This window comes from Nannocystis exedens (genome assembly GCF_002343915.1).
Classification (GTDB): Bacteria; Myxococcota_A; Polyangia; order Nannocystales; family Nannocystaceae; genus Nannocystis; species Nannocystis exedens.
Genome location: NZ_NETK01000001.1, coordinates 8736293 through 8754779, shown reverse-complemented (window position 1 = coordinate 8754779; position 18487 = coordinate 8736293). Strand labels below are relative to the sequence as shown.

The window sequence follows — 18487 nt, the reverse complement described above, 5'->3', positions numbered from 1 at the left end:
GCGCGAGGCCCCGCGCGCCTCACTGGCAGCTCGACGGCAGCTCGACCGGCTGCGCCGCCAGCTTGACCGCCGCGAGCGCGTTGGCCCGCTCGACCGCGGCCGCGGCCAGCGAGTTGCACTTCGACGCCGCGTCGAGCAGGCGCGCGTTGTCGGGGGCCGGCGCGCGCGTGGCAGCCTCGACGAGGTCCTGGCAGCAGCGCAGATAATCGATGCGGATCCCGCGGCCGCCGGGGGCCTTGGCCGGCTCGCCCGCCTGTCCCGAACGCCAGCCGAGGGCGATCTTGCCGAGGTCGCCGCGGTTGTGCGGCGAGGCCCCGCGGAAGCGGGGGATCGGCGGCGGCGTCTTCGACCCGGTCGCCAGCGCCGTCAGCATCCCGTCGCGCGCGGCCACCAGGATCTCGTGCGCCCCGTCGCCGTCGACGTCGGCCACCAGCGCCGGGGCCTCGATCGCCCCGCCGAGGCGCGCCAGCTCGCGCCGGCCGCCGTCGGCCGTGAACGCGAGCAGGAGCCCCTTCTCGGTGCCGACGATCGCGTCGAGCTGGCCGTCGTCGCCGAGGTCCATCACCACCGCGCTGGCCGACACCCGGCCCTCGTACGCGCGATAGGCCCGGCTCGCGGCGCCGACGAGCACCACCCCGTCCGTGTCGCCCCACCACGCTGTCGGGGCCACGATCACCCCCGGCTTGCCCGCCAGCGGCACCGGCGTGGCGAACAGGCCCTCGATGCCCGCGCCGTCCATCTGCACCAGCGTGGCCCAGCGCGGCTCGCCGGTCGCGCCGTCGTGCACGCTGAGGTCCCCGTAGGCCCAAGCGGCCAGCACCTCCGGCTTTCCGTCGAGGTCGAAGTCGGCGATCGTCGGCGACGCGTGGATCCCCGAGTCGCGCGATTGTTGCCACAACACCTCGCCGGTCTTGCCGCGGTAGGCCGCGAGGATCGCGTCGCGGGCCCCGGCGACCACGTCGTCGTGGCCGTCGCCGTCGAGGTCGGCGATCGCCGCCGCGGCGATGTAGCCGCGCGCCCCGAATTCGTTGGTGCCGCTCTGCTTCTGCCACAGCGGCGCGCCGGTCTTGCCATTCAGCGCCCGCAGCGTCCCCGACTCGTCGCCGACCACCACGTCGAGCGCGCCGTCGCCGTCGAGGTCGGCCAGCGCCGGGGCCGGCCGCACCTTGCCGCTCGCCTTCGCCGTCCACAATGGCTCGCCGTCGAGCGTCGCGGCGACGATCTGTGAATTGTCGGTCGTGAAATAGATCGTGTCGCCGTCGATCGCCACGCCGCCAACGTCGCGGTCGCCGCTGCCGGGCGTGGCGATCAGCCGGTTCTGCGCGCCGGTCTTCGCGTCGAGCACGTACACGCCGTCGGTCTTGTCGTTGTTGCCCTCGAGCGATTTGCCGTGGGTGCCGATCACGATCTGCCCGTTCACCAGCGCCATCGTCGTGCGGAACGTCGTCTGGCCGACCTCCGTCCGCCACAGCGAGCGCAGCGCCTCGCCCTCGACGCGGCGCACCGGCGGCGTCTGCCGCTGCTCCCGCGGGATCGTCGGCGTCACCACGAACTCGCCGGCCGGCTCGGCGGGCCGCGGCGGCTCGGGCGGCGGTTCGGGCCGGACCTGCTCCTCGACCGGCGGCGGCGCTGCCGGCCGCTCCGCCGGCTTGTCCTTGGCCGGCTCGCTCCGCGTGCAGCCCGCGAATGCGACGAGGAGGCCGAGGGTGGCGATCGAGCGGGCGGGCGTCATGGTGATGCCACGATACGACGCCGCCGAGCCCGGCGGAACACGGACACCCGCGCGCGCGAGTCGGCCGATTTCGCCCCGGCAGATGCACGGGCTGCGGCTCCGGATCATGCTGCGGGGGTGGCCCCCGACGATCCCGACCTGCGTCCGGGCGGCCGGCGCTTCGCCGCGCTGGTGGCCGGCGTCGCCGTGGCGGCGCTGGTGCTGCGATACGCCCTCGCCCTCGTCGGCGCGGGCGACCGCCTCGGGCCGGCGCGGGCCACCGCGCGCTACTTCGGCGAGTTCACCGTCCTCAGCAACTGCCTGGTCGCCCTGACGACCGGGCTCGCGGCCGTCGCCTCGCAGCGCCCGCTCGCTCGCCTGCTCGCGCGCCCGGCCGCCCGCGGCGGCGTCGCGCTCTACCTCATCGTCACCAGCGGCGCCTACTTCCTGGTCTTGCGCCAGCTGTGGCGCCCGCGCGGGCTGCAGTGGTGGGCCGACGCCGGCCTGCACTACGCCGTGCCGCTGCTCTACCTGGTCTGGTGGACATGTTCGATCGACCATGGCCACCTCAGCCGGCGCCACCTGCTGCTGTGGCTGCTGTTCCCGCTGGCGTATCTGGTGTGGGCAATCGCCCGCGGCGCCTGGGCCGGCGAATCCCCGTACCCGTTCCTCGACGTCGGCGCGCTCGGCGTCGCCGCGGTCGCGACCTACGCCGTCGCCGCGCTCGCCGTGTTCGTGGTGCTCGGGCTGGCGGTGCTGCGGATCGATCGCGCCTTCGGCCGCCGCGAGGGCCCCGTCACCCCGCGCGTGGCCAGGCCGCATTGAGGGGCGGACGCGCGCTCGCGCTCCGCTATCCTCCGCGCATGCGCTCGCCCCGGATCGCGTGCCTCGTCCCCGCCGCCACCGACCTCGCCGCGTGCCTGGGCCTCGACGTCGTCGGCGTCTCGCACGAATGCGACCACGCGATCGCCCGCGGCCTGCCGGTGCTGACGCGCAGCCGGATCGCCGCCATGCACCCGCAAGGGCCCGGGCCGGCGGAGATCGATCTGCAAGTCAGCGCCGCGGTGGCCGCGGGCGAGCCGCTGTACGCCGTCGACCGCGAGGCGCTGGCGCGCCTTTCGCCGGACCTCGTGCTGTCGCAGGCGATCTGCGACGTCTGTGCCGCCCGCGCCGAAGCCTGCGATCTGCCCGCGGGGGCCCGCCTGGTCGAGCTCGCCGCCACCAGCCTCACCGGCCTCGCCGACGACGTCCGCGCCGTGGCCGAGGCCGCCGGCGTGCCCGAGCGCGGCGAGGCCTGCCTCGCCGACATCGCCGCGCACCACGCCGCGCTGGTCCGTCCGCTCGACCGCCCGCGCACCCTCGCCCTCGAATGGGGCTCCCCGCCGTTCCTCGGCGGCCACTGGGTGCCCGAGCTGGTCGCCCTCGGCGGCGGCGAGCACCTGCTCTCCGGGACAGGTCAGCCCTCGCGCCGCGCCGGCTGGGACGAGATCGCGGCGGCCGATCCGGACCTCGTCGTGTTCATGCCGTGCGGCTACGACCTCGCCGCGGCCGCGGCCGAGGCCGAGGAGCTGTGCCGCCGGACGCCGCTCGGCCGGCTCCGCTGCGCCCGCGACGGCCAGCTGTGGGCGGTCGACGCCGTGCGCCTGTTCAGCCGCTGCACGCCGCAGAGCGTCATCCACGGCGCCGCCCTGCTCGCGGCGCTGCTCCGGGGGGACCAGCCCCCGATCGCGTGGGCCTGTCGCATCGAATCGACGACCGCGCTCTCGTGAATCGCAACACCCGCCTTTTTCTTGTTCATCGCGAGCGCGCTCGCGGTAGCGTGCCGGCGATGCGCACTGCAGCCATTCTCGTCAGCATCTCCCTCGCCCTCGCCTGCGGCGCGGACGCCGGCAAGGCGGCCCCCGGCGGCGAAAAGAAGGCCGAGGCGCCCAAGGCGCCCGAGGTCAAGGCGCCCGAGGTCAAGGCGCCGGAGACCAAGACCGCCGACGCCGAGCCCGCGGCGCTGCACCTCGACGTAAGCCACGACAAGTCGGGCGTGCTGGCGCGCGCGGCCTCGACGCTCGAGACCTCCGAGGCGGTGACCAGCCCCGCGCTCAAGGAGCACCTCGCCGAGCTGTCGCACCACGCCGAGAAGGGGCCGACCAACGAGGCCCTGTGCGCGCACATGGCCAAGCTGCTGGCCGACAAGGCCCCGCCGAAGGTCGACTGCATCCACGCGCTCGAGCACCAGCGGGTCCACGTCGGCCCGGAGATCTTCGCCGAGGTCGCGCAGTGCGTCACCGAGGCGCAGACGCTCGAGGCGCTGCTGCGCTGCGAGGACGCCGAGAAGGAGGCCGAGCGCGAGCTGCACGTCAAGAAGCGCGGCAGCGGCATCGAGGCCGAGACCTGCACCAAGCTGTTCACGCACTTCGAGAAGCTGGCGATGGCCGACGCCGGCGACCAGGCGAAGGCGGTCGAGGAGATCCTCGAGGAGGTGCGCGGCGACATCCTCGAGGCGTGCGCCGAGCAGGGCACGCGGGCCGAGGTCGAGTGCGCCCTCAATGCCAAGGACATGAAGGAGCTCGGCGCCTGCCAGTCCTCGCTCATGTGATTCGCCGGGCCGCCGACGCGGCCCGCCGGCCCTCGATCGTGTGATTCACCCGACCGCCTGCGCCGGCTCGCCGGCCCCGGCGGTTTGCGATCACGTGATTCGCCCGACCGCCTGCGCGGCCGGCTCGACGGCCGCGAGCAGTCCGCGAGCTCGTGATTCGTCCCCCCCGCCGCGCCGCTCACCGGCCGCGAGGTCCTCGATCTCGTGATTCGTCGCCGCGCCTACGCGGCCGACTCCTCGGCGGTCGCGGGCGCGCGGCCCTGGAGCTCGTCGTGCAGCGTCTCGAGGTCGGGCGCGACCGGCTTCGGGCGGGCGAAGATGGCGAAGATCTTCAACAGCGCCTCGCCCCAGCCCATCGTCCGGTAGGGATAACCCATGCGCTCGCAGAAGGCGCGCACGTGCGGGCTCATCCGCTTGTAGTACACGTGCGAATAGTTGGGGAACAGGTGGTGCTCGATCTGGTACTGCAGGCCCGAGCACACGAACCCGCCGAGCAGCCCCGTGCGGAAGTTGATCGTCGTGCAGGTCTGCAGCGCCAGAAAGTCCTTGGGCCACTCGCCGCGGCGGACGCACCCGGCCTCGTGCGGGTAGTGGGCCGGGGCCAGCACCGCGAACAGCGGGTAGCCGAGGAACGCGATCCGCACCATCGACGCCAGCAGCGCGTCGGAGAACGGGACGAACAGGCTCGGCACCCCGACCCACGCCACCCAGTAGAGCGACATCGCCAGCAGGTCGTACCAGTGGGCCCGCCGCCGCCGCGCCGGGTCGAGCAGCGCCTTCGTCAGGTAGACCCAGCTCGACTTCTGGCGCAGGAACACGTGGATCCAGAGGATCACCGGGAAGAAGTACTTCTGGACGTGGCGGTAGTAGAACCGCGCCGGCCCGCTCGCCTTCTTCATCTCCGCCTCGGTGGTCACGAACCACGGCATGAAGTCGTGATCGTCGTCGATCCCCATCACGTTCGGCGCCGCGTGGTGAATCGTGATATGCGCGTTGCGCCAGTACGAGAGGGACAGGTTGGCGAACAGCGGGTAGCCGAGGTACGACAGCAGGTCGTTGACCCACTTCTTGTCGCTCGTGCCGTTGTGCGTCGACGTATGCGTGTTGGTGACGACCCCCAGCATGCCGTAGGTCGAGATCGCCATGCCCAGCCACGCCCACAGCTGCGATTCGCACGCCAAGAACATCACGTAGCCAGTGATGCAGACGGCGAAGCTGAACAAGAGCTCGGCGATGACCGCGCCGGTGGCCTTGCGGTGCCACCCTCGAACAGCGAACTCGGCCCGAAGCGCCGCGAATTCTTCGAGATCCATGCAAGAACACAGGTACCCCGCCCGGCGCGCCAACGGAAGCGAAGAAGCGTGAGCTTACGAGCGCGCATCGGCTCGCCCACGCACGCGCCGAGGGCCGGCAAACGGTTCGGATCGATCCGCGGCGACCGATCGCCACGGTCGCGTCCGTCGCCGCTGCAGCGCCGGCGCGCGCCGGCGCGCGCGACGACGGGCAATGACCGTATTATGACAGATCTCCTCGCCGGGGGGCGCGCGCGCCGCTCGGGGCGGGCGTGGCCGCAAGAGCACGCGCCGCGACGTCGCCCCGGACCCCCGCGCTCGCCGACCGGGACCTGTATGAACATTCGCCGCGGCGCAGGACGCAATGCATCGACCTGCGAATGCACGCCCTCCCGGGGGCGCGGGCGAGCGATCAGGGCCGGCGCGATTCGTCGTCGCGGTCGCGACGAATCATCGGAGTCGCCGGCGCCGACGATCGCCCGCGCGCCGCGGCCCTCGGGTTCGCCGCAGGTCGCGGCGCCTCGGCCAGGACGAGGCCGTCGACCGCGCGGCCGGCCGGGGCCCACGGCTCCGCTCGGTCGCGTCCGCCGGGCCTCTGAACATCTGCGACAGTCCCTGCTCCACCCACATCAGCACCTGAACTGCGTTTCGCCGGAAAAGATGCTCCGCGATCGCGGAGCGCGGCTCGCATCAATGATTCGAATTCGGTAAAACCTTGCGAACATGGACCTGCCGTCGGACTCGTCCGAGACCACCGAGACGACCGCGGACGGGTCCTTCGACGGACCGCAGGACCCACCGCCGGGCCCGGGCGAATGCATCGGTCCGTACCGTTTGGTGCGCTACCTCGGGGCCGGCGGCATGGGCCTGGTCTACGAGGCGATCGACGACGAGCTCGGCGATCGGGTGGCGATCAAGACGCTGAGCCGGCTCGACCCGTGGCGGCTGTTCCGGCTCAAGCAGGAGTTTCGCACCCTCGCGGGCATCCGCCACGACAACCTGGTCCGCCACGAGGCGCTGGTGGTGGCCGACGGGACGTGGTTCCTCGCGATGGAGTACGTCGCCGGCGTCCGCCTCACCGACGCCGTGGAGGCCGAGCCGTCGCGCCTGCGCCCGGTCCTGGCCCAGCTCGCCGCCGGCGTGCGGGCGCTGCACGCCGCCGGCGTGGTCCACCGCGACCTCAAGCCGGCCAACGTGCTCGTCGAGCCCGGCGGCCGCGTCGTCATCCTCGACTTCGGCCTGGCCCAGAGCGCCGCCGCCGGCGCGACCCCGGCCCGCCGCGGCCTCGCCGGCACCCCCGGCTACATCGCCCCCGAGCTGGCCGAGGGCGCCGCGCCCTCGCCCGCCAGCGACTGGTTCGCCGTCGGCGTGATCCTGTTCCGGCTGCTCACCGGCGAGCTCCCCGGCGCCCGCCGCCGGCCTTCGGCCTGCGTCCCCGCCGTCCCGCCCGACCTCGACGCCCTGTGCGCGGCCCTGCTCGCACCTGACCCGAAGGACAGGCCCGACGGGGCCGCGATCGTCGCCCGCCTCGGCGTCGCCGCCCCGGTCGACGACGCGCTGGCCCCGGTGCCGCTGTTCGGGCGCGACGACGAGCGCCGGGCGCTGTTCGCCGCGATCGCGACGACCGTCGCCGGCGTCCCCGGCTTCGTGCGCGTCAGCGGGGCCTCGGGCGTGGGCAAGACCCGCCTGGTGCGCGAGGTCCTCGAATCGCTCGAGCGCGCCGGGGCGGCGTGGGTGCTCGCCGGGCGCTGCTACGAATGCGAGTCGGTGCCCTACGGCGGCTTCGACGCGGCGATCGACGCGCTGATGCGCCGGCTCAAGGCCGCGGGCCGCTGGCGCGAGGACGACGTGGTGGCCGCCGCGACCGCGTTCCCGGTGCTGTCGGCGCTGTTGCGCGACCCGCAGCCGGGTGACGACGGCGGCGATCGCAGCGCGGCGTTCGCCGCCGTGCGGGCCCTGCTCGCCGCCGCGGCCGAGGGGCGCCCGGTCGTCCTGTTCGTCGACGACCTGCACCACGCCGGCGCCGACACGGCCGGGCTGATGCTCGACCTGCTGCTGCCGCGCGCCGACGGCCTGGTGCTGACGATCGTCGCCACCTGCCGCAGCGACCGCGAGGCCGACAGCGCGTGCCTGCGCGAGCTCCACGCCCGCGCCGGCGCCCGCGGCCAGGCGATCGCCGAGCGCCCCGTCGCCGTCGCCGCGCTCGCCCCCGCCGCCTGCGAGGCGCTGCTGCGCCACCACCTCGGCGGGCGGGCCGAGGGGCGGATCGCCGACCTGGTCCGAGAGTCAGGTGGCAACCCGTTCTTGATCGAGGCGCTGGCCCGCGACGCGCACGCGGGCCCCGCCCCGGCGATCGCCGAGTGGGTCCGGCGGCGCACGCAGGGCCTGCCCGAGGAGGCCGCGCGGCTCCTGGCCGCGGTGGCGCTGTCCGGCCAGCCGCTGCCGCAGGGGGTGCTGCTGCAGGCCGCGCGGGTGAAGAGCCCCGGGGCCGCGCTCGGGGCCTTGCGGGCGCTGTCGCTGATCCGCATGCAGGGCACGCGGCGGTGGGACATCGTCGAGCCGACGCACGACCGGATCGGCGAGGGCGTGGTCGGCGGGCTGGCGCCGGCGCTGCGGGTCCAGCTGCACGGGGCCATCGCCGACGCGCTCGAGCGCGAGCGCTGCGGCACCCCCGAGCTGCGGGCCCGCCACTGGTACGGCGCCGGCGAGCTCGGGCTGGCCTGCGGCGCCGCCGAGGAGGCCGCCGCCGAGGCCGAGCAGGCGCTGGCGTTCGAACGCGCGGGCGCGCTGCTCGGCGACGCCGCCGGCTGGATCGCCGCGCTCGACCGCTCGCGCGCCGCCGACCTGCGCCGCCGCCAGGGCCAGGTGCTGGTCCGCGCCGGCCGCTGCGCCGCCGGGGCCGAGGCGTTCCTGGCCAGCGCCGAACATGTCCCCGAGGACAGCCGCCCCGAGGTCCTCCGCCAGGCCGCCGACGCGTGGATGGCCGCCGGATACATCGACCGCGGGCTCGACCTGCTCCGGCCGATGCTGCGCGCCGAGGGCGTGTGGTGGCCGCGCTCGCCGCTCCTGGCCGTGCTCGCCTTGCTGTGGGCGTACGTGCGGCTGCGGCTGCGCGGCATCGAGGTCCGCGGCGAGGCCGCCCCGACCGCGGCGCAATTGCGGCGCGTCGATCTGTGCTGGTCGGTCGGCATGGGCCTCACCAACACCATGCCGGCCGACGGCATGCTGTTCGCGGTGCGGGCCGTGCTGGCCGCGCTGCAGGCCGGCGAGCCGCGCCGGGTCGGCCGCGGGCTGGCGGTGCTCGGCGCCTTCCACCGCCTGATCGGCCGCGCCGAGGTCGGCGCCCGCTTCGTCCAGCGGGCCCGCGAGATCGCCGAGGCCCGCGACGACCCGCAGCTGCTCGGCCTCACCTACGTGTGCTCGGCCGCCGACGCGATGATCACCGGCGACTGGCGCGAGTGCGTCGCCCGCACCGCCGAGGGCCTCGACGCGCTGTCGGCCCCGCGCGCCGGCATGACCTGGGAGCGCGTGCTCGGGGCCTGCTTCGAGCTCACCGCCCTCGACCAGCTCGGCCGCTTCGTCGACGTCGAGCGCCGCGCCGGCGAGCACCTGCGCGACGCCGAGGCCCGCGGCGACCTCTACGGCCTGGTCGTGTTCAGCCAGTTCTTCGCCCAGGCCCGCGTCGCCGCCGGCGACCTCGCGGCCGCCCGCCACTACGCCCGCGACAGCGTGCGCCGCTGGACGCGGCGCAACTACACCCTGCAGCACTCTACGCCCTGCGCGTCGAGGTCTGCTGCGACCTCTACGACGGCGAGGTCCACCGCGCCGAGGCCCGGCTGCGCGAGCGGTGGAGCAGCATCGTCGGGGCCGGCCTCTTGCGCAACCCGATCTCGCGGATCGACGCGCTGCTCTTGCGGGCCCGCTGCGCCCTCGCGCGAGGCGATCGCGCCGGCGCGCTGCGAACGGCGCGTCGCCTCGGCTGCGAGTCGCGCCCCGACGCGGCCCTGCACGCGCGGTGGATCCGGGCCCGCGCCGCGCCCTCGCGCGAGGGCGCCGACGCCGAGCTCGCGGCCGCCGCGGCCGGATTTCGGGCCGCGGGCATGACCCTCGCCGCGTGGTCGATCGAACATCGCCGGGCCGGCGCCGACGAGACGCGGCGCGCCCCGGCCGAGCGGGCCCTCCGGGAGCTGGGTGTTTCCGACCCCGATCGCTGGCAACGGGTGTTCCTGCCGTGACTGCGATAGCATCGCCGCCCGTGGGCGCGCTTCTGGGGCTCGATACGGGGCGGAAGGAGCTCCTCCCCGCCCGCTGCCTGGTCGGCCGCTCGCGCGCGTGCGACCTGATCCTCGCGGCCCGCGACGTCTCGAGCCAGCACGCCGTCCTGCAATGGACCGGCGCGGTGTGGGAGCTGCAGGACCTGGGCAGCCGCAACGGCACCACCGTCGGCGAGCACAAGCTGGCTTTCGGCGAGCGCGTGCCGCTGCGGCGCGGCCACCAGATCCGCTTCGGCCGCCAGTCGGGCGCGTTCGAGTTCGTCGACGACGCCCCGCCGCGGCCGATGGCGGTCCACCTCGACAGCGGACGGATCCGCGTCGCCGAGGCCGGCCTGCTGGCGCTGCCCGACGACGACCCGCCCGAGCTGCTGCTGTACCCCGACGGGCCCGACCGCTGGATCGGCGAGCGCCACGGCGAGCTCGCGGAGGTGGGCGACCGCGCCGTCGTCCTGGTCCGCGGCGAGATGTGGCGCGTCCACCTGCCGACCGGCGGCTCGGGCACCTGGGAGGAGCACGAAGCCGACGTCACCGTCGCCGACCTCCTGCTGCGGTTTTCGCACAGCTCGAACGAGGAGTACGTCGAGCTGGTCGCGTTCGTCGGCGACCGGCGCATCGATCTCCAGGCGCGCGCGCATCACTACCCGCTGCTGCTCCTCGCGCGCGCGCGGCTGGCCGACCAGCAGCGGGGCGTGCCCGAGCCGGAGCAGGGGTGGATGCAGCAGGACCGGCTGCTGGCGATGCTGAAGATCGAGCCGGGGCACCTCAACATCAGCATCCATCGCAGCCGCGCGCAGCTCGGCCAGGCGGGGGTGGCCGACGCGGCCAGGCTGGTCGAGCGGCGCAAGGGCACGCGGCAGCTGCGGCTGGGGGTCCCGCGGGTCGAGATCGTCCGGGTCTGACGCGGGGGCCGCCGTAACGTCCTGGTAATGTACAGCCCGCTGGGGGTCGTGCGAGGTTTGACCGGCGAATCGGGGGCGGTCGATGAGCTCACCCTATATTTCCGCGCGCGGTCGACTCTCGGGGACCCGGATCGCGGCGAGAGCGGCGATATCCGTAGACGAAGCCGCTCTCGTCGTTCGTCCGGGCTCCCCGGGTCGTATTGCCACTTCGCAGTGGCTCGACCGTCTGATTCGCACCACCCTGGCCGGGCGGCTGACCGAGGCCGCGCTGCTGCGCTTCGGGGCCGACAGCTATTATTTGCCGTCGCGCCGCGAGCTGGCGCTCATCTTGCGCGAGAGCCAGGCCGACCGCAAGGCGCACATGCTCGAGCGCTACGACTGCGACGACTTCGCCTACGCGATCAAGGGCGAGATGACGGCCCACGCCTACGACACCGGCGAGCTGCGCTACGGCCTGTGCGTCGGGCTCGCGTGGGGCCGCTTCGACTGGCGGCCGACCGAGGCGCACGCGGTCAACTGGGCCATCACCAGCGACGAGGCGGTGTGGTTCATCGAGCCGCAGACCGACGACATCTACCCGTTCGAGCGCTGCCTCGGCGGGATCCGGCTGCTCCTCGTGTGAGCGGCGGACGCAGGGGGCCGCAAGCGAAGACCGGGGTTCTGTCGACATTCGCTGTAATCGCGCGGTAACTGCCGCGCCGGCGTCAGCGCGTAGGATCGCCCGCGGAGAGCCATGCCGCCCACCGACCTCCGCGACGTCGACCTCAAGTCCTTGCTGCGCGAGCTGGACCGGCGCTTTGTGGGCGACGGCCCGCCGATCGACCTCAGCGGGGTGTCGTCGCGGGCGCTGACCGAGGCGCTGCTGCGGCGGATGGTCTCGGTGCACGGCTCGAGCGACCTCGTCAACGTGCCCGCGCGCGCCGAGGAGCTGCCGCCGCGGCTCGGCGTGGTGTTCGGCAACCTCGACCTCGACCCGCAGAACGCCGCCGACTACCTGCGGGAGCTGCGGGCCGACGAGGAGGGCGTGGCGATCCTGTTCGACCGCGCCGAGCTCGGCGAAATCGTCGACGACCATTACCTGCTGCGCACGAAGCCGCTGCGCGAGCACTTCGACCTGTGCGACCCCCGCTTCGCCCGCGAGCCGTGCTTGCCGGGCGCGCGCGGCTCGGGCTTTCTGGTCGCGCGGTACCCCCGGCGCCGGCGCAGCCGCTGGCTGGTGACCGCCTCGCACTGCATCGCCCCGCAGCAGATCGCCAGCACCGTCGTCACCTTCGCCTTCGGCCTCGAATCGGTGCAGGACGGCCGGGTGCGGATCCCCGCCGACGAGGTCTACGAGCTGCGGGCCGAGCTCGTGCGCTGCGCCGACGACGACCCGGCCGACTGGGCGATCTTCGAGCTCGACCGCGAGGTCGTGGGCCGCACGATCCGCCCGCTGGCGACCGAGCCGATCGCCGCCCTGCGGCCGGTCCACATCGCCGGTCACCCGCTCGGTCTGCCGCGCAAGCTGGCCGGCAACGCGGTCGTGCGCGACAACTCGGCCGCCGATCACTTCAAGGCCAACCTCGACGCCTACGGCGGCAACTCCGGCTCGCCGATCTTCGACGCCGAGACGCACGCGATCGTCGGCCTGCTGGTGTCCGGCCAGGAGGACCTGATGCCGTCGCTCGGCTGCAAGCTCGATCAATGCATGCTCGACCAGTGCCCCGGCGAGACCTGTACGCGCGCGGCCCTGTTCGCCGATTACGTCCCGTATCCCGAATCGTAAGGAGGATATTTCGTGTTGTTGTATCTGCTCACCGACTTCGCCCGCGACGTCTCCGGCGTCCGCGACCGCTTCGCCAACGACCCCGCCGCGGTGCTCGACGACTACAACGTCAAGCCCGCCGACTACAAGGCGCTGCTCGAGCTGCCCGAGGGCATCGTCACCCTGCTGCCCGTCGGGGTCGTCGACGCCATCCGCGCGATCAAGGACGTCCCGCCGCCGAGCCTCTTGTGGCCGGGGCCGACCCTGTCGATCCGCGGCGTCAAGCCCGATATCGTCGCCGCCGGCGCGCCCGTCACCCTGGCGATCACGATCGAGGTCGACCCGCCCGACGAGTTCTCCGGCGGCCCGCCGTTCACGGTCGAGGTCTATTTCCGCAAGGAGCACACCGTCGTCCGCGGCGCGCCGGTCCTGCCGATCCCCGTGCCCAAGCCGCCGGTCGACGAGGTCACCTTCGACTGCCTGGCCGGCTTCGAGGAGGCCGGCGAGTATCAGGTCGACGTCGCCGTCGCCCGCCTGACGCCGCGGCCGTTCCGCAAGGTCGCCCGCTACTTCGGCACCCTCAAGGTGCGCGAGGGCTGAACGTGCCGCCCGCCCCGCACGAGGTCCTCGCCGCCGTCGCGCCGCACCTCCCCGCCGCCCTGGTCGAGCCGGCCCGGCTGCAGGCGATCGCCGGGTGGTCGCGGCGGCTGCCGCCGGCCTTCAACTGGCTCGGCTTCGAGTGCCGGCTGGCCGAGGCCGACCCGCGCATCGACTTCGCCGGCTGCTGCGAGGCGTGGGACGGCGGCCGCGCGCGCCTGCTCGACGCCCTCGCCCGCGACCCCGCGCTGTCCGGCCCCGGGCCGGCGGCGCTGGTGCGCGCGTGGCCGGTCGAACATGTCCTCCAGGACAGCCCGTCGGTGTGGCTCGAGTTCGACTTCGTCGGCGACGGACCGCCGGCCGCGTTCGCGTTCCTCTGCCTCGACCCGGCCTGCGCCAACACCTTCCGCGCCCACCGCGGCGCCGAGCGGCCGCCGCTGGACCGGCTGATCGCGGCCGCCGAGCGCGGCGCGACCTTGCTCTTGGGGCATGCCCCATCGGCCATGTGCATCGATTCGCTGCGGCGCGCCGTCCTCGCCCTGCCCGCCTCCGGCCGGGCGCTGCACGTCGCCGCCACCCCGCACCGCGGCGGCGACGATCTGCGCGTCCACTGCGCCCTGCTGGCCCGCGACGTCCCGGCCTGGCTGCGGCGGATCGGCTGGCCCGGCGACCTGGCGACCGCCGAGCGGGCGCTGGCCGTGATCGGCGACGAGTTCCGCCAGGTCGGGGTCCAGCTCGCCGTCGGCGAGGCGCTGCGCCCGGCGCTCGGCCTCGAGGCCTACGTGTCGCGCGGCCCCGAGGACTTCCCGGCCTGGCGGCAGACGTTCGCCGCCCTGGCGGCCGAGGGCGCCTGCGACCCGGCCAAGGCGCACGCCCTGCTCGGCGACTGGTGGGGCCACACCACCGTGTCGCTGCCGGGCGCACCGTGGCGCGTCGCCGTCCACCGCCAGTTCTACGTCAAGCTGGTGGTCGACGGCGCCCGCCTGCAGGCCAAGGCGTACCTGGCGATCTTCCCCCGCTATACGCTGCTGTGATCGCCGCTCGCGGCGGCCTTCGCCGCCCCGTCGCGCCTCTAAAGCAGGTAGTAGTCCGTGCACACGAACGGCGAGGACTCGACGAAGAAGCCGCTGTAGAGCTTGCCGCACGCGCGCACGTAGGTGCCGGCCGCGAACTCGACCGAGGGCGTGCTGCTGGAGGAGCGGTCGTAGGCGTAGTCCGTCTTCGGATACAGCGAGACCCAGTTCACGCCGGTCCAGGCCTGCAGCTCGACGGAGATCTCCGTCCACGCCTCGGCCGTGGCGACATGGGTGACGTTGACCCGCGCGTACGCGAGGGTACACGCGGTCTGCAGCTCGATCTCGCCGATCTTGCCGTACGTGAAGGTGCTGAGGTTGCTGACCTTCTTCTGCGTGTAGGGCCACAGGCAGAGCGCGCTGTCGGAGTCGTCGTCGGCGGCGAGCCCGAGCGGACCGTCAGGGCGGAGCGGCTCCGCCTCGGGCCCGTCGCTCTCGTCGATCGCCCCGTCCGCGACGACCTCGGCCGCGGGCGCGAGCGGCTCGTCGTCCGCCTCGTCGGCCTCCGGCTCCTCGCTCGATCCGTCCTCGTCCACCACACCGTCACAGGCGGAGGCGGACACGATGAACAAGGCGCCGAGCGCGACGCGGCCGAGGTACTCGATGTGGATGAAATGTCGCCAGTCTTGCATGATGAACACCGTTCTTCTGGATTGGGTCGCTACTCCGAAAAGGCATGTCCCCGATATTCGGGCGCCTCGCCAGCATCAGAAGAGTGTCGGCCCTGCCGTGAACAATTGCGGCTGCGATGACGAGCGGTTTCGCAGCCGAGCGAGGATCGGGCCGACGACGCATTCGGGCCGCGCAATCACCCGGCGGCCGCACCTCCAGGAAGGAGCCGCCCGCGCGATCGGGCTTGACTCGGACCCGCTCCCGGTCCCGACGGAGCCCGGACCCCTCACCTCCCGCGAAGCCGAGTTCCGACGTGGGCCCGCCGCGATGCCGTACTCATCAGGCCGCGTTCGTGGTATCCAGGCCCGCGCCCCGGGGGAGCGGCGATGATCGAAGTCCTGCATGCCATGAGCGCCGCGCAGATCGATCAGGCCCGCGCGCTGTTCCTCGAGTACCAGGCCTCGCTCGACGTCGACCTGTGCTTCCAGGGCTTCGCCGACGAGCTGGCGCGCCTGCCCGGCGCCTACGCCCCGCCGTCGGGACGGCTCCTGCTCTGCACCGTCGACGCGGCCCCGCAGGGCTGCGTCGCCCTGCAGGCGATCACGCCCGCGGACTGCGAGATGAAGCGGCTGTTCGTGCGGCCGGGGCAGCGCGGCCTCGGCCTCGGCCAGCGCCTCGTCGCCACGGTCATCGACGAGGCGCGCGCGCTCGGCTACCGACGCATGTACCTCGATACGCTGCCCTCGATGACCCGGGCGATCGCGATGTACGAGGCGCTCGGCTTCGAGGACGTCCCGCCCTATCGCCACAATCCGGTGCCGGGCACTCGCTATTTGGCCCTCGCGCTGTGACTGGCGCGACAGCCCGGTGCCCTGCGACCCGCGAGGCGTGCAGGCGATCGGTCCTGGGCCTCCGCTCGCCCCGCCGCCCCATGTTCGCGGGCAGCGCCCCGGTATGCCTCCCCGCCGACAGCTCGCCCGCCCGCGCTGAGCCCGCTGCACCATGCGCACGGTGAGCGGTGAGGCGACGCCGCCGCCGCTCGCTCGACCTTGCCGCCCGGGCTCCCTCTTGCACGCTGCCGGCATGGTCCAACCTTCGCTCCGCGCTCTCTGGTCCCCTCCCGCGCGCCTGGCGTACGCCGCGGCCTGGTCGCTGGTCGGGATCCCCGACACGGCCAGGGCGTCCGCTCCGCTCGCCGACGCGCTGCCGACCGAGTTCTGCGGCTCGGCCCTCCTACGGCTGGCCGAGGTCGGCGAGGCTCTCGGCTATGACCTCCATGGCGAGGGGCCCGTCTCTCGGCGACGCGAGACGCGAGCGAGCTCCGCTGCATCTGCCTGGATGACCTTGTGGTGATCGATCTCGTCGCGAACGACGCGAGCGTCAGCGTCAGCTTCACGCGCGAACTCTCGGGGTTCGCGCTCGAGCTCGCCGGCTCCTTCCCCCGACTCGGCAGCATTCACCATACATGGGTCCTCGACGGGAGCGCCGACCCGTTCACCGGCACGCTCACCTTCGCGGCCGACACGCCCGACGTCGCGGCGTTTGTCGAGTTCGATCTCGCGGGCGGCGTCCTGGCCGCAGACGGCGACGCAGCCCTCGTGAACGAGCGGTTCGCGCCCGTCCTCACCGCTTCGTCGGCCTGGAGAGACGCCCACGCGTTGACGCTCGCGCTCGCCGACCTGCGAGCGCCGGACCTCGACGTGACGATGACCGTCGCGGTGCCGACCCCGCGCTGGTGGGGCGTCAAGAAGAGCATGATCGGTCAGGCGTTCACTTGCGGAGGAGCGGCGATCACGTGCACCGCCGCCGCCGCCGGCTTCGTGCCCGCCGCGGGCAGCTGTGTCCATGCGGCAGGCGGGTGCGCCCTGGCCGTCGCGTGCTCGCTCGTGAGTTGCCTTGATTGAGGAGCTCCAGGTGCAGCCGGTACACGTCCCCTCCGCGCGCCGTCATCTCCTCGATCGGCCCCAGCGACTCGGCCTCCTCCCGACCGTGTGGTTCTGGAACGACCACGAGCGGCAGCGCCTCGTCCTGCCGATCGTGCTGTCGGTGACGCTCCCGTGGATGCCCGTGCTCTTCTACCTCGCGCTACGGCTGCCGCTCCCCTTTTTCGCGCTGCTCACCGTCGTCAACATCCTGACGCCGTACCTGGGCTTGGGGGTGATCGAACGGCACATTCGGCGCGAGCTCCGTCGTCGGGCGCGGCTCGGAGACGCGACCGACGCCCCGCACGTCCGGGCGAGCCCGGCCGAGCGGCTCCCGTCATCGGCCCGTCGGATCTACCTCGCGCTCGCCGCGTCGGGCGGCCTGGGGAGCGCCTTCGCGGTCGGTCAGGTCTGGGGCGCATTCACGGCCGCGCTGTGCGTGCTGGCGCTGACGGCCTTCCTCGCCGCGGTGTGGCGGGTGTCGCTTCGAGCGCCGGCGCTCCCTCCCCCGACGCCCCACGAGTGACGGCGAACGCGGGATACCCCGCCGTCTCCTGCTGCCGGCGCATGGACGACACTCCAGCACGATCGATCGCGCCCGCCTTCGCCCGGAATCACCGCACGCGATCGCGAGCGAACGGCGCACGGCGAATCGAGCCGACGGTCTCCACATTCACGCCACCCCCGGCGGCGGCGCGAATGCCCTCATCCACGCCCCCTCACGCCGGCCGCTCCTTGCGCCCGTCCGCGTGGATCGCGAACCGCCCCTCCTCGCGCGCGTGCACCGGCCCGTTGCTGCGCCACGGCCAGCCGCCGAAGCGGGTCCGCTGGTAGTCGCTGAACGCCTTCTGGATCTCCGCCTGAGAGTTCATCACGAACGGACCGTACGCGACCACCGGCTCGGCGATCGGGCGGCCCTGCAGCAGCAGCAATTCGCTCGCCTCCTCGCCGTTCACCAGCTCGGCCGCTGCCTCCGCACGCAGCTGAATGCAATGACCGACCCGCACCGCGCGCCCGCCCGCCCGCAGCTCACGGCCGCGGAAGAAGTACAGCGCGCGGTTCGTCCCCGGCTGGGCCGCGGGCAGCGTCCAGCGGGCCCCGGGCGCCAGCTTGATCGTCGCGATCGCCACGTCGGTGTCGGGCCGCGCGGCCCACGAGTTCGGCGGCGGCGCGGGCGGCTGCGCCTCGGCGAATCGGCCGGCCACCACCGTCACCTCCGTGCGTCGCCCCTCGGCGTCGACGGCCACGTGCGTCGGGATCGTCTCGCGCCACAGCATCGAGAAGTGCGGCGGCGCCAGCTTGTTCGCGCGGGGTAGGTTGAGCCAGATCTGGAACAGCTCGGCCGGGTTCGGGCCCTCGCGGTCGAGCAGCGGGAACATCTCCGAATGCACGATGCCGGCCCCGGCCGTCAGCCATTGCACGTCGCCGCCGCCGAAGCGGGCCGCCGCGCCGAGCGAATCGCTGTGGTCGATGAGCCCGCGGCGCACGATCGTCACCGTCTCGAAGCCGCGGTGCGGGTGGGCCGGGAATCCGGGCACCACGTCGCCGTGGTACATGCGCCAGCCGTCGATGCCGGCGAAGTCGTGGCCGATGTCGCGACCGGCCAAGGAGGCCGCCGGACCGAGCGCCTCGTTGCCCGCGGGATACGCGTCGTCGTGGTGGACGCAGAAGAGGAACGGATCGAGCGTCGGCCACGGCGGCTGGCCGAGCGGGATCACGCCCAGCACGGCGTCGAGGGTCGAGGTGGAGGAGAGGTCTTGCTCGCGCATCACG

At 73.7% G+C, this 18487-nt stretch carries 18 protein-coding genes; 14 read left to right on the top strand and 4 right to left on the bottom strand.

The window, feature by feature from the left end:
- Positions 1-19: 19 nt before the first annotated feature.
- A complete protein-coding gene (locus NAEX_RS34345; RefSeq protein ID WP_096331704.1) occupies positions 20-1732 on the bottom strand; it encodes an FG-GAP-like repeat-containing protein in 1713 nt (570 codons plus the stop codon).
- A gap of 117 nt (positions 1733-1849) precedes the next feature.
- Between NAEX_RS34345 and NAEX_RS34340 the strand changes: the two genes are divergently transcribed.
- The 3 genes from NAEX_RS34340 to NAEX_RS34330 are packed head-to-tail and all read left to right on the top strand — an operon-like array spanning position 1850 to position 4301.
- Positions 1850-2536: a Pr6Pr family membrane protein gene (locus NAEX_RS34340; protein WP_096331703.1), complete on the top strand. Its 687-nt coding sequence runs from the start codon at positions 1850-1852 to the stop codon at positions 2534-2536.
- 38 nt (positions 2537-2574) lie between these two features.
- Positions 2575-3480, top strand: a complete 906-nt coding sequence (locus tag NAEX_RS34335) for an ABC transporter substrate-binding protein (RefSeq protein ID WP_096331702.1) — start codon at positions 2575-2577, stop codon at positions 3478-3480.
- 59 nt (positions 3481-3539) lie between these two features.
- A complete protein-coding gene (locus NAEX_RS34330) occupies positions 3540-4301 on the top strand; it encodes a hypothetical protein (RefSeq protein ID WP_096331701.1) in 762 nt (253 codons plus the stop codon).
- Positions 4302-4522: 221 nt separating this feature from the next.
- Here NAEX_RS34330 and NAEX_RS34325 read toward each other — a convergent pair whose 3' ends face one another.
- On the bottom strand, positions 4523-5614 hold the full coding sequence (locus tag NAEX_RS34325) for an acyl-CoA desaturase (RefSeq protein WP_096331700.1): 1092 nt from the start codon (positions 5612-5614) through the stop codon (positions 4523-4525).
- Between the two features lie 702 nt (positions 5615-6316).
- Between NAEX_RS34325 and NAEX_RS34320 the strand changes: the two genes are divergently transcribed.
- The 7 genes from NAEX_RS34320 (at position 6317) to NAEX_RS34295 (ending at position 14141) form a co-directional block, all read left to right on the top strand.
- Positions 6317-9697, top strand: coding sequence for a serine/threonine-protein kinase (locus tag NAEX_RS34320; protein WP_096331699.1), 3381 nt, complete (start codon positions 6317-6319; stop codon positions 9695-9697).
- On the top strand, positions 9694-9828 hold the full coding sequence (locus tag NAEX_RS54035; protein ID WP_275937646.1) for a hypothetical protein: 135 nt from the start codon (positions 9694-9696) through the stop codon (positions 9826-9828). Before NAEX_RS34320 ends, NAEX_RS54035 begins: the two co-directional genes overlap by 4 nt.
- A 20-nt stretch (positions 9829-9848) precedes the next feature.
- On the top strand, positions 9849-10766 hold the full coding sequence (locus NAEX_RS34315; protein WP_170136230.1) for an FHA domain-containing protein: 918 nt from the start codon (positions 9849-9851) through the stop codon (positions 10764-10766).
- Between the two features lie 82 nt (positions 10767-10848).
- Positions 10849-11388 carry a lectin MOA-related protein gene (locus NAEX_RS48730; protein WP_143141029.1) on the top strand — a complete coding sequence of 180 codons (540 nt, stop codon included), beginning with the start codon at positions 10849-10851 and terminating at the stop codon, positions 11386-11388.
- A gap of 111 nt (positions 11389-11499) precedes the next feature.
- On the top strand, positions 11500-12531 hold the full coding sequence (locus NAEX_RS34305) for a trypsin-like serine peptidase (protein ID WP_096331696.1): 1032 nt from the start codon (positions 11500-11502) through the stop codon (positions 12529-12531).
- Between the two features lie 12 nt (positions 12532-12543).
- Positions 12544-13110: a hypothetical protein gene (locus tag NAEX_RS34300; RefSeq protein WP_143141030.1), complete on the top strand. Its 567-nt coding sequence runs from the start codon at positions 12544-12546 to the stop codon at positions 13108-13110.
- A gap of 2 nt (positions 13111-13112) precedes the next feature.
- On the top strand, positions 13113-14141 hold the full coding sequence (locus NAEX_RS34295) for a hypothetical protein (protein WP_096331694.1): 1029 nt from the start codon (positions 13113-13115) through the stop codon (positions 14139-14141).
- A 38-nt stretch (positions 14142-14179) separates the two neighbouring features.
- Here NAEX_RS34295 and NAEX_RS34290 read toward each other — a convergent pair whose 3' ends face one another.
- Positions 14180-14812 (bottom strand): hypothetical protein, encoded by a 633-nt coding sequence (locus NAEX_RS34290; protein WP_143141031.1) that lies wholly within the window; start codon positions 14810-14812, stop codon positions 14180-14182.
- Positions 14813-15199: 387 nt separating this feature from the next.
- Here NAEX_RS34290 and NAEX_RS34285 point away from each other — a divergent pair, with 387 nt between their 5' ends.
- From NAEX_RS34285 to NAEX_RS34270, 4 genes are all read left to right on the top strand, one after another.
- Positions 15200-15643 carry a GNAT family N-acetyltransferase gene (locus NAEX_RS34285; protein ID WP_245913858.1) on the top strand — a complete coding sequence of 148 codons (444 nt, stop codon included), beginning with the start codon at positions 15200-15202 and terminating at the stop codon, positions 15641-15643.
- A 232-nt stretch (positions 15644-15875) separates the two neighbouring features.
- A complete protein-coding gene (locus NAEX_RS34280) occupies positions 15876-16145 on the top strand; it encodes a hypothetical protein (protein WP_096331691.1) in 270 nt (89 codons plus the stop codon).
- Entirely contained in the window at positions 16142-16696 is a 555-nt protein-coding gene (locus NAEX_RS34275; protein ID WP_143141032.1) for a hypothetical protein, read from the top strand. The genes NAEX_RS34280 and NAEX_RS34275 overlap by 4 nt, the downstream gene beginning before the upstream one ends.
- Positions 16689-17240: a hypothetical protein gene (locus NAEX_RS34270; protein ID WP_143141033.1), complete on the top strand. Its 552-nt coding sequence runs from the start codon at positions 16689-16691 to the stop codon at positions 17238-17240. The genes NAEX_RS34275 and NAEX_RS34270 overlap by 8 nt, the downstream gene beginning before the upstream one ends.
- 193 nt (positions 17241-17433) lie before the next feature.
- Here the strand turns inward: NAEX_RS34270 and NAEX_RS34265 are convergent, their stop codons facing one another.
- The gene (locus NAEX_RS34265) at positions 17434-18483 is read right to left on the bottom strand and encodes a pirin family protein (RefSeq protein ID WP_096331688.1); all 1050 of its coding nucleotides are present in this window, start codon (positions 18481-18483) and stop codon (positions 17434-17436) included.
- Between the last annotated feature and the right edge of the window lie 4 nt (positions 18484-18487).